Source organism: Bacillus sp. FSL K6-1218, from assembly GCF_038006445.1.
Lineage (GTDB): Bacteria > Bacillota > Bacilli > Bacillales > Bacillaceae_G > Bacillus_A > Bacillus_A thuringiensis_S.
Genome location: NZ_JBBOVE010000001.1, coordinates 3779223 through 3790713, shown reverse-complemented (window position 1 = coordinate 3790713; position 11491 = coordinate 3779223). Strand labels below are relative to the sequence as shown.

Genomic DNA, 11491 nt, shown 5'->3' with positions numbered 1-11491 from the left:
CTGACATCTTAATGATAGAAATAAATGTCAGATAAGTACTTTCCAACATACAGACCACTTGCAGCTGCTTGAGATAATGAATGCGTAACGCCTGAACAATCTCCAATTAAAAATAGCCCATGTATACTAGTTTCAAAATGATTATTAATTTTTATCGTAGGAGCATAGAACTTTCCGTCAATTCCATATAGTAAAGTATGTTGATCAATAGGCTCTTGTATAAATTGTTCTAAACGTAATAAAAATTCTTTCAGCCCTTCAATATATAATTGAGGAATTTCTTGATTCAAATCTCCATAATCCCCCTGTAGTGTAGGCTGTATACGATTATGTTCCATGCTGTTTTCCGCCGTAGGTTGTTTCTTTAGTAAGTCCTCTAAGCGCTGTATAACAATCCGATCTCGTCCTTGGTTAATGCCTTTAATAATTGAACTTGCGTATACATTTGCTTCTTTGAGAGTTGGAAAATGGCGAGGAATAAATAAAGTGAAATTTAAGTTAGAAGTGCCAGTTCCTTGCTCTCGAAAATTTTGACCGTCAGGCATAACTAAACCTTCTTCGTACTTTCGAATGATGCGTCCTTTTGGATTCATACAGTAAGTAGTTGCTGTGAAATGCTCACCTTGATAAGAAAGTTTTGTTTCAAATGTATCTTTTAATATAGAACGTAATTGATGTTCTTTCATTTCTACTCTAATTCCTAAATCTACACGTGTTTGCTCCTGAGAAATATTTAGGGAACTGCACATTTCTTTTAACCAATCGGCCCCAGAGCGCCCAGTTGCAAATACAAGTTGCTTAGTTTGAACTGTTCCTTGATTTGTCTCTATTGTAAAATGATCTTCTTGTTTCAGAATATGTTGTACATCTATATGAAATTGGATCTTTATTTTCGTCAGTAAAAATTCATAGAGCTGCTGAAAAATGTTACTGGAAAGTGTAGTACCAAGATGTCTTACTTCTGTTGTTAGCATTTGTAAACCACACGCTTCAGCTCTCTTAGTGAGACTTGAATTTTCAGTAGAATATTTTGAAACCGAACTTCCACCAAACTGACATAGAATTTCATCTACTTCAGCCATGAGTTGTATAAAACCCTCTTTACCGACTTTTTTCTCAAGTTCTCCGCCAAATCCGTTTGTATAATTAAATTTCCCTTCAGATTTTCCTAAACCACCAAACCCGAAATATTTATCACATGTAGTACAATTACACACTTTCCCTTCGTCTAAAGGACAATGACGATCTTCTAGCGCTTTACCTTTATCAAGAATTAAAACTTTTTTGTTACTTTTAGCTAGTGAATAAGCCATAAAAATGCTACTTACTCCAGCGCCGATGATTGTAACATCATACATATTCTTCCACCTGCTAACGAATAGTTTGTTGTTTATTTTTCTAGTGTATAACAATTTTATAAAGTTAAGAAATAGCTTTTATTAATAAAGTGGGAGTTTTTGAATTTGATGCTTTATTAATTTCTACGAGTGGTGGAGTAAATACAAAAATTTTTATTTGAAAGAAGAAACAGTTTGAAAAATAACTATGTCATATGATTAATAACATCTTACATAGAAAAAAACAGACCTTTTAAGTGAAGAGGTCTGTTAATGATTTTAAATCTTATTTAGCAAATACATGGTTACCAATTATTGCTACTGTTTGACGTGTCGTAATCCACTTGTCTGTTGATGTTTTTGGATTGTAGAAATAAAGCCAGTCAGAATGTACTCCATTTGTGGAGATAGCCTCTTCTACAGCCATTTTTGCTTCTGCGCTTGCAGGCTGATTAATTCTTCCATCTGTAACAGGAGTAAATGCATATCCGTATTTAATAGGTTCATAAATAACGCCTGTTATTGTATTTGGAAAACCTTTTGCATTTACACGATTTAGTATAACTTTCGCTACTGCTACTTTTCCTTTATAGGATTCGCCACCTGCTTCAGCGGTAACTAAGCGTGCCATTAAGTCTTTTTCTTTTTGTGAAATGCTTGAGTTGATTTTTAAATGTTGTCCTGTATAAAGCTTGTTTCCGACTGTATTGTTAATTTGTTTTATAGATTGGACGGTTACATTGTAACGCTTTGCTATCGTTTCTAATGAATCTCCCGGTTGTACTTGATAAATAATTTGTCCAGAAATGTTCGCAGGCTTGGCATTTTGAGGAACAGTGATTTCATTTGATTTCACGGAACCTGGAATATGTAACTGTTCGCCAATAAAGGCTTGATCGTTTCCTTTATTATTAGCCTGTTTAATGGATTGTATTGAAACTCCGTATTGTTTACTAATGCCCCAAAGTGTATCGTTCTTTTTTACTGTATGAATGGTAGAAGCTTCAGCTGTACTTTGACTACATACGAATGTAATTGCAGCCGCAGATAAAGGGATTATATGTTTGATTTTTAGTAATTTCATTGTAAATCCTCCTAAGAAAAAATTAAGGTGAAACTATTAAGTAATGTAGTTTTAAATGTGTATACGCGTAATATATTAATGTAAGTATATTAGCACATATAAAATAAATAATCACTATAAGTTTCATATTCGTGTAGAGTCCGAATATGAAATATTGCATATGAAAATACATTGAAGTTCATATTTCTGATTACTATAATCTATTTAGTAGAAAGGGAATACGTTATAGGTGAAAACATTATAGATTAATATAATGATTAATGATTATTAATAGGAGGATTGATGTAATGAAAATATTTCAAAAAATGTGTGCGTCAACTGTAATCATTACAACACTTTTAGGAACAGGAGGCACTGTCAATAGTGTACATGCTGATTCTATAGAACAGCAGAGTAAATTAGGGATAGAACAAGAAACAGATAAGCAAATCATTGTAAAATTTAAAGCGGATTTGGATTTCCCATATGAAGATGGTATTGAAAAACAAATACAATCTCAAACGAATGATAAAGTAATAAAAGATTTTTTGACAGAATATCCAGATGTAACATTTACTCGTTTATTCACATCTGTAAGCCCGGAACAAATACAAAACCTTGAAGTGAAAGCGCCTAATCATGTATCTACAAGTTTATTAAACTACTATATTCTTCAAAATCAAAATAGTGGATATGAAGAAGGAATAATAGATAAGTTAAAGGCATCTTCTTTAATAGAAGATGCGTATATGAAGAAACAAGAGAAAATAATGCCACCTGAAGTGCAATCATCAAGTGTAGCTCTTAATCCTAATAACAATCCTAGATTTAAAAAACAAGGTTATCTTGAAGCAGCCCCATACGGTATTAATGCGTCTTTCGCCTGGGGAATTCAAGGCGGTAATGGAAATGGTATCACTTTTGTTGATATGGAATACGGATGGCTAATAAATCATGAGGATTTATTACATCAAAATATTGAATTAATGTCTGGAAGAAATATAGATCAGCATGTCGGTCATGGGACGTCTGTACTAGGAATTGTATCCTCTGAGGACAATGAAGTCGGGAATATTGGGATTGCGCCAAAAGCGAAAGCAAAGGTTATCTCTCAAATAAGAGATAACGGACAGTATAATACAGCTGATGCAATATTAAGTGCTGTAAATCAGTTAGAAGCTGGGGATGTTTTATTGTTAGAGGCGCAAGCATCTTTCGATGGATATGGTGATAAATATTTACCTGTTGAAGTACAACCAGATATCTTTGATGCAATTCGTGCTGGTACAGATAAGGGGATTGTAATTATAGAGGCCGGAGCAAATGGGTGGAATGATTTAGATCAGTTCAAAGATAGAAAGGGTAAGCAAGTCTTAAATCGTAATAGTAAAGATTTTAAAGATTCGGGTGCAATTATGGTAGGAGCTGGCTCTTCATCTTTCCCTCATGAACGTATGTGGTTTTCGAATTATGGAAGCCGTATTGATGTGTACGGATGGGGAGAAAATGTAGATACAACTACAGCTGAGCAAAGTAGAAGTGCCGTAAATCTTTATACTTCAAGCTTTAGCGGAACATCTAGTGCTTCGCCAATTATTGCTGGGGCAGCGACTTTAGTACAAAGCATTGCTAAAGAAAATTTAGGACAACCATATAGACCAAGTGAACTAAGAGCAATATTAAGCAACCAGAGCACAGGAACAAAATCTAAAGATCCATATGCAGATAAAATTGGTGTTTTACCAGATATGAAGTCTATACTAGTAAACTTAGGCTATGAACAAAGAAAACCAAACGGTGGGAATGAATTACAAGTAACAGAAAATGAACCAAATAATGAGCCTAGACAGGCAAATAAAGTTAACTTTCATACACCGGTGAAAGGAACGCTACATAATAGTGATAGAGTAGATGTATTTACTTTCCAAATTGACTCGCCGGAAAATATTAATATTTCTCTAATAAATGAACAAAATATCGGAATGACATGGGTACTTCATCATGAATCAGATTTAAATAACTATGTAGCATATGGTGAAAATGAAGGAAATGTAGTTAAAGGAATTTATAATGCAAAGCCAGGTAAATATTATTTATACGTCTATAAATATGAGAATAAAGATGGTTCATATGTATTGAACATAAAATAAGCCAAAGGAACTTCAGATGAAGTTCCTTTAAATTTTTCTAATTTAGTATATGTGAATGATTTTTTAACTTTACTTCTATGCAATATTTCATATTGATGAAATGTTATTTATTTTTTATGAACTAGCTTATATTATATTCAATAAGTTTGATATAAAAACAGAAAAAGAGAGGGATAATAATGAGCAATAAGAAGTTAATTTTGAAATTATTCATATGTAGTACAATATTTATCACATTTGTATTTGCTTTACATGATAAGCAAGTAGTTGCAGCTAGCTCTATTAATGAGCTTGAAAATTGGTCAAAATGGATGCAACCTATACCTGATAATATCCCGTTAGCACGAATTTCAATTCCAGGAACACACGATAGTGGGACGTTCAAGTTGCAAAATCCGATTAAGCAAGTGTGGGGAATGACGCAAGAATATGATTTTCGCTATCAAATGGACCATGGAGCTCGCATTTTTGATATAAGAGGACGTTTAACAGATGATAATACGATAGTTCTTCATCATGGGCCATTATATCTTTATGTAACACTGCATGAATTCATAAATGAAGCAAAACAATTTTTAAAAGATAACCCGAGTGAAACAATTATTATGTCTTTAAAAAAAGAGTATGAGAATATGAAAGGGGCAGAAGGTTCATTTAGTAGTACGTTTGAAAAAAATTATTTTGTTGATCCTATCTTTTTAAAAACAGAAGGAAATATAAAACTTGGAGATGCTCGTGGGAAAATTGTCCTACTAAAAAGATATAGTGGTAGTAGTGAATCTGGAGGATATAATAATTTTTATTGGCCAGATAATGAGACATTTACCACAACTGTAAACCAAAATGTAAATATAACAGTACAAGATAAATATAAAGTGAGTTATGATGAGAAAATAAAATCTATTAAAGATACAATCAATGAAACGATGAACAATAGCGAGGATTTAAATCATCTATATATTAATTTTACAAGCTTGTCTTCTGGTGGTACAGCATGGAATAGTCCATATTATTATGCGTCTTATATAAATCCCGAGATCGCGGCATATATTAAACAAGAGAATCCAAAAAGAGTTGGTTGGGTTATCCAAGATTATGTTAGTGATAAGTGGTCACCGATTCTCTATCAAGAAGTTATAAGAACTAATAAGTCGCTTTAATTTTTATCATAATTTCATAGAAACAATATAACTCTATTAAAAGTCTTGTGGAATTCCCATAAGACTTTTTAGTATTTGATAGTATGAGAATCAAGTTCTTCGAATATAATTATAAGATTAATAAAAAAATGTCGATAAATGTCGATAATTATTGTAATATAAAACAAGTAAATATAATATATAGATGGAGTGATTTTGTTGTCTTTTATTAAAAATAGTAAAATTGGAACGAAATTAAATGTGTTAGTCATTATATCGAGTTTGGCTTGTATCATGTTATCTTCACTCGGGTTTTTAGGACTTCAAAAAGGTGAAAATGCATCTTCTAGTATGTATGAAGAAAGACTATTACCAATTGAATGGATAGGAATTGTAGAATCGAATTTTTACCATGTTAATATGAATTTTATGGAGATTATGATATCGAAAGATGAAAAAAGAATGAAAGAACTCATAATAGAAATGGATAAGACTAGAAAAGAAAATGATGAGCTGTTAAAACAATTTGAAACTAGAATTAGTTCTCATAAAGAAAAAGATTTGTATAATGCGTTTCAAAGTCAATTTAAAGATTTAAGAGTACAAATGAAAAAAGCACAGGATTTGGGACTGACTAATAATGAAGAAGCCTATAGCTATTATTTAAAAGAAATTGATCCTAATATGAAAAAAACAATTCAGTCTATTCGTGAACTTATTTTATATAATAATAATGCTGCTGAACAGCTACAAAAAGAGAATGTTAATAGTGTGAAAAATACAATTATAACATTTGTAATTATTTCATTTGTTGGAATCATAATAATCATTTTTATTGGTTTTATAACAAAAAATGCTATAAAAAAACCAATTGTATTATTACAAAAAGATATGGAACGAGTATCTGCTGGAGATTTAACAATTCGAACTTCTTATAAATCCGAGAACGAATTAGGCCATATTGTACAATCCTTTAATAGTATGTTAGATAACTTGCAACAATTAGTCGGTCAGGTGAAGGTTACGGCGAAAGAAGTGATTGTTTCAACTGAAAATATGCTACAAGAGACGAAAACGGCAGCACATATATCAAACGAGGTTGTTCGAACTACTTCTGAAATAAATAAAGAAATAGAGGGACAAGTGACTAGTATTCAAGAAAGTTCAACTTCAATGGAAGAAATTGCAACTGGTGTTCAAACAGTAGCTGAATCTTCAGCGATGGTTGCTGAAGTTGCTGTTGCAACAATAGACCAAGCAAATTCTGGTAGTGAAGTTATAAAACAATCTATTCGTCAAATGAATAGCGTGAATGAAGTTGTCGAAGAAACTTCTAAGGTCATTGATAGACTTGTTACGCGTACACAACAAATTGAAGAAGCGTTAGATGTTATTACTAATATTGCGGAACAAACGAATTTACTTGCTTTAAATGCTGCAATTGAGGCAGCACGTGCTGGAGAAAATGGAAAAGGATTTGCAGTAGTTGCAGCTGAAGTAAGAGGTCTAGCTGAGAAATCTAAAACATCTGTAAATGATATAAATAATTTAATACGTTTTATACATCAAGATACAGAGGATACAGTTCATGTAATGAAAAAAGGTCAACAACAGGCTAGTGGTGGTAAAGAAGCGGCGCATAAGGCAGAACTCGCATTTTCATCTATTATGCAAGATATTAATAGAATAACGACCCAAATTCAAGAAGTGTCTGCTGCCACAGAAGAAATGTCTGCTGGGACAGAAGAAGTAAATGCCTCTTTGTCAATAGTTTCTGAAACTGCAACACAAGTCGCACAAGAAACGAATCGAACGGTACAATCAATTCAAGCACAAGCCACATTGATTCAAGAAATAACGACGAAATCTAATGAAATGAAAAAGAAAGTCGAAAATTTAGAAATGCTAATTTCACAATTCATTATTGAAGAATAAGTCTATTAACATTTATCCCGCTATTTGCCGGGCAGTAAGACCTCTACCTCAAAATTCAGCGGAAGCAAAGAAGTTAGGTGGGGGCCCTGCTGCCCGTAAAAGCTCGATTGGTGAGGGCTGATTAAAGTTTCACTTTATCATTAGTATAAACTTTAAGATATTCAACATAGTGCTGTGTTGTACAATTTGAAAAAGGACCTTCATAGGTTCTTTTTTTATAAATGGTGTGAACGATACTTTTCATTATGAAAAGATCAAACTTTTAAATCGGATTAATTTCAAGTGAAAAATGAATATAATTAACCTTGCGAAAAAGCAACTGGTCCTAAGTGATCAGCTGCTTTTTATTTTTAAAGTGGATGAGCAAAAAAACGCGAAAGTGGTTGGTCCGCTTTTTACAAACATCTATTATGATAAGAGAAGAAAGGTAGTATGTTATCAGCGTTTTAAAGAGGAAGGTTTTTATGTAAGTTCTTTAATTAAAATAGATGGGTCTTAGAGAGGTGAAAAGACAATGAGTTTTGCAATTTCACTAGTCGTTATTATTGTAATTGTATCGCTATTTGGGACTGTACTAGTTGCAAGAAACGTGGAGGAGAATTACGGCAAGTCTACAAAAAGAAATGTGAAAAACTTATCTGCAATCTATATTCTTCTTCTTTTTGTTCTACTGGTTGGGGTAACATGGTATGTGGTAATGATTTGATAGTTTGTGAAAGAACTGAAATGAGAGTATGAAGTTGGAATTTCAGAAGCTATTGAGTAATCAGAAAGAGAACTATTTTGGATATATCCATTTACGGATAAGAAAATGTGACTAATTAATACTATTTTTACGGTGAATACTGTTAGTAAAAAATGAGAATAGTTCGTTTTGAAAGGAGGGAACTAGATGGAATGGAAACCAAATCGTGCAGATAAGACACCTGTATATAAACAAATTGCTGATTATATTGAAAGAGGCATTTCTTCAGGTGAATTTCCTTCTGATAGTAAGTTACCTTCTGAGCGTATATTGGCAAAGGAATTACAGGTGAACCGGAGTACAATAGTAGCTGCGTATGAAGAATTAAAATCACTTGGAGTAGTAGAACGACAAAAGGGAAGCGGAACACGGGTCAATACAGACATATGGGGTGTCTCACATAAACGAATACCAAACTGGGGTAGGTACGTGGAGGACGGATCATTCTTACCTAACGTACCACTCGTTCAACAAATTCGAACGGAAACACAAAAAGATGATTTAATTAATTTAGCAAGTGGTGAACTGTCACCAGAATTAATTCCAAGTGATAGATTTCGAACAATTTTGTCGGAGAAAACATTTATGGAAAACCTCGGTTATGACCATCCACTTGGAAATGAGATGTTGAGAAAAACAATTTCAGCACATGTTCAGCAATATAAACAAATTGAAGCAGATTCAAGCTCTATTCTTATTACGTCTGGAGCACAACAGGCGCTTAATCTTATCGTTCAATGTTTATTAAAACCTGGCGATGCGATCGCGATTGAAGATCCTTCGTATTGTTTTTCGCTTCCAATGTTTAAATCGGCCGGTTTAAACATATTTCATTTACCTGTTGATGAGCATGGAATGAATCCAGATGACTTAATCGATTTGCACAAAAAGCATCGCATTCGTATGGTATTTTTGAATCCAGATTATCAGAATCCAACGGGTACTGTGCTTTCATTAGCGAGACGTAAAAAGATTTTAGAACTGTCTTCTGAGTTCGGTATACCAATTGTAGAAGATGATCCGTATAGTTTAATTTCTTTTAATGGAGAAGTGAACCCGACATTAAAATCAATGGACCAAAATGGAAATGTTCTTTATATAAGTTCATTATCAAAAATTGTTGCATCAGGATTACGTATTGGATGGATAATTGGTCCTACACGCGTAATTGAGCGTTTAGCAGATGCAAAGCAACAAGTTGATTTTGGTCATAGTGTATTTACGCAGTGGGTAGCAAATCAATTTTTAGAATCAAAGGATTTTCATACACATATTACGACACTTCGTGGACAATTGAAGCAAAGAAGAGATGAATTAATTGCAGAGCTTGAAGGAACATTGGGAGGCCGAGTTGAATGTTTCGTGCCAGAGGGTGGAATACATGTATGGTGTAAAGTGAAAGGAAAGTTTGATGAATATCACTTATTAGGTGAATCTATACGGAATGGTGTCGCATTTGTTCCGGGCAGTGTTTTAGGTTCGAAAAATGAATATATACGATTTACGTTTGGTAGAGCGAATATAGAACAAATTCAACTTGGAATTAAACGGCTTGCCGACACGCTAAATGAGATTTCATAATATGGATGTGTGATAGTGAAATGAGGGAAATAAATGAAGTACGTGACGCTTTTACTTCAAGTAGGCGTGCTATATGTATTTAGCTTAGTGGGTACGTGGATTCAGGAAATATTCCATCTATCAATACCGGGAAGTTTAATAGGGATGTTAATACTGTTCCTGCTCCTTTCCACTCGCGTTTTACCGTTAAAATGGTTTGAGTTAGGTGCGGAAAAGTTAATCGTGTTTTTACCGTTATTTTTAATCCCTTCGACAACAGGGCTGATGGAATACGGGTCGTTTCTTTTAAGTAAGGGGAGTATTATATTCCTTTTAGTAGTTGCAAGTACTATAGTAACTTTGATTATTTCAGGTTATATAAGTCAATTATTAGTAACATCAAAAAAATAAAATCGACAAGGTGCACGATTCAAATGGTCTTAATTATTATTACTGTAGCAATTTATTTCTTGGCGACAAAGCTATATAAAAAATTTACGTTTGCATTTACGTTACCGGTGTTAACAGTTACGGCAATTATGATTTGTTTATTTTTGCTTTTTGGTATTTCTCATCATGAGTATAGGGAAAATGGGGGAGACATTCTTTCAAGCTTATTGAGCCCTGCAATTGTAGCATTGGCCATACCTCTATTTAAAGAGCGAAAGATACTTATGAAAAATTTTTTATCGATACTTATCGGAGTAGTGATAGGTATAGTGGCTGTGACGAGCATGAATGTAGTGATTGGCGGAATTTTAAATATAGATAAGGAACTTATATTAACTACTTTACCACAGTTAGCAACGATGCCTATTGCCCTTTCATTGGCGGATCAAATTGGTGGTATTCCATCTATGACTTCTAGTTTTGTAGTTGTTGCAGGGATAACAGGTGCTATTGTCGGACCGACAGTACTTAAGTTTTTCAGTATAACAAGTACGATTGGAAAAGGAGTTGGAATGGGCTGTGCATCACATATTATCGGTGTGAGTCGTTTAGTGAAGGAAGGCGAGAAAGAAGCGACTATCGGTTCGGTAACGATGATTGTAACTGGAATACTCATTAGTATACTAATACCGTATGGAACGAAATTTATTTTTTAAATGTAATGGAGATGATAACGATGACAACATGGTTTATAGTTACATTATTTGTTTTTGGAGCTATTAAAGTATTAGTTTCTAGTATGCCCACTTCTGTTGTAGAATCAATTATTAGTAAATTTGAATTGCATCAAAAGCTTGAGACAGAAAATACTTCTATATCGATAGATGGAAAAAATATAGAGGGAGAAATGAAACTACAAGTTATTCATGAATTTAATGAGGCTTTGTTTTTAGATAAACATTATTTCCCGCCGCACGGAGAAGGGACACCAATAGTCATTGATACGAAGAAAGGGAATAAAGAGATTAGGTTTTCTCTATATAGCTATGAGGAACATATTGATGTCATTAAGCAATATAAGAAGAAAGTCGTTGCCTATCGTTTACGCTCTAAAAGCCTACAAACACTGGCACCATTAGCAATAATGGAAGAGTATGCTTAAGAAGGGACCT

10 protein-coding genes are annotated in these 11491 nt (G+C 33.4%); 8 read left to right on the top strand and 2 right to left on the bottom strand.

Annotation, left to right across the window (positions count from 1 at the left end; translation table 11 throughout):
* Positions 1-8 precede the first annotated feature (8 nt).
* Positions 9-1358 carry an NAD(P)/FAD-dependent oxidoreductase gene (locus MHI26_RS19175; RefSeq protein WP_061666410.1) on the bottom strand — a complete coding sequence of 450 codons (1350 nt, stop codon included), beginning with the start codon at positions 1356-1358 and terminating at the stop codon, positions 9-11.
* A 265-nt stretch (positions 1359-1623) separates the two neighbouring features.
* Positions 1624-2421: a cell wall hydrolase gene (locus MHI26_RS19170; protein ID WP_061666411.1), complete on the bottom strand. Its 798-nt coding sequence runs from the start codon at positions 2419-2421 to the stop codon at positions 1624-1626.
* Positions 2422-2708: 287 nt separating this feature from the next.
* Between MHI26_RS19170 and MHI26_RS19165 the strand changes: the two genes are divergently transcribed.
* From MHI26_RS19165 to MHI26_RS19130, 8 genes are all read left to right on the top strand, one after another.
* Entirely contained in the window at positions 2709-4550 is a 1842-nt protein-coding gene (locus MHI26_RS19165; RefSeq protein WP_061666412.1) for a S8 family peptidase, read from the top strand.
* Positions 4551-4729: 179 nt separating this feature from the next.
* Positions 4730-5710 (top strand): phosphatidylinositol diacylglycerol-lyase, encoded by a 981-nt coding sequence (gene plcA / locus MHI26_RS19160; protein WP_000066286.1) that lies wholly within the window; start codon positions 4730-4732, stop codon positions 5708-5710.
* A 198-nt stretch (positions 5711-5908) separates the two neighbouring features.
* Positions 5909-7624 (top strand): methyl-accepting chemotaxis protein, encoded by a 1716-nt coding sequence (locus tag MHI26_RS19155; protein ID WP_061666413.1) that lies wholly within the window; start codon positions 5909-5911, stop codon positions 7622-7624.
* Positions 7625-8138: 514 nt separating this feature from the next.
* Positions 8139-8330: a hypothetical protein gene (locus tag MHI26_RS19150; RefSeq protein WP_000006462.1), complete on the top strand. Its 192-nt coding sequence runs from the start codon at positions 8139-8141 to the stop codon at positions 8328-8330.
* Positions 8331-8516: 186 nt separating this feature from the next.
* Positions 8517-9950 carry a MocR-like pyridoxine biosynthesis transcription factor PdxR gene (pdxR, locus tag MHI26_RS19145; RefSeq protein ID WP_061666414.1) on the top strand — a complete coding sequence of 478 codons (1434 nt, stop codon included), beginning with the start codon at positions 8517-8519 and terminating at the stop codon, positions 9948-9950.
* A 33-nt stretch (positions 9951-9983) separates the two neighbouring features.
* Positions 9984-10340 (top strand): CidA/LrgA family holin-like protein, encoded by a 357-nt coding sequence (locus MHI26_RS19140; RefSeq protein WP_061666415.1) that lies wholly within the window; start codon positions 9984-9986, stop codon positions 10338-10340.
* A 23-nt stretch (positions 10341-10363) separates the two neighbouring features.
* A complete protein-coding gene (locus tag MHI26_RS19135; protein ID WP_000242947.1) occupies positions 10364-11035 on the top strand; it encodes an LrgB family protein in 672 nt (223 codons plus the stop codon).
* A 20-nt stretch (positions 11036-11055) separates the two neighbouring features.
* On the top strand, positions 11056-11481 hold the full coding sequence (locus MHI26_RS19130; protein WP_000214642.1) for a YfmQ family protein: 426 nt from the start codon (positions 11056-11058) through the stop codon (positions 11479-11481).
* The last annotated feature ends 10 nt before the right edge of the window (positions 11482-11491 follow it).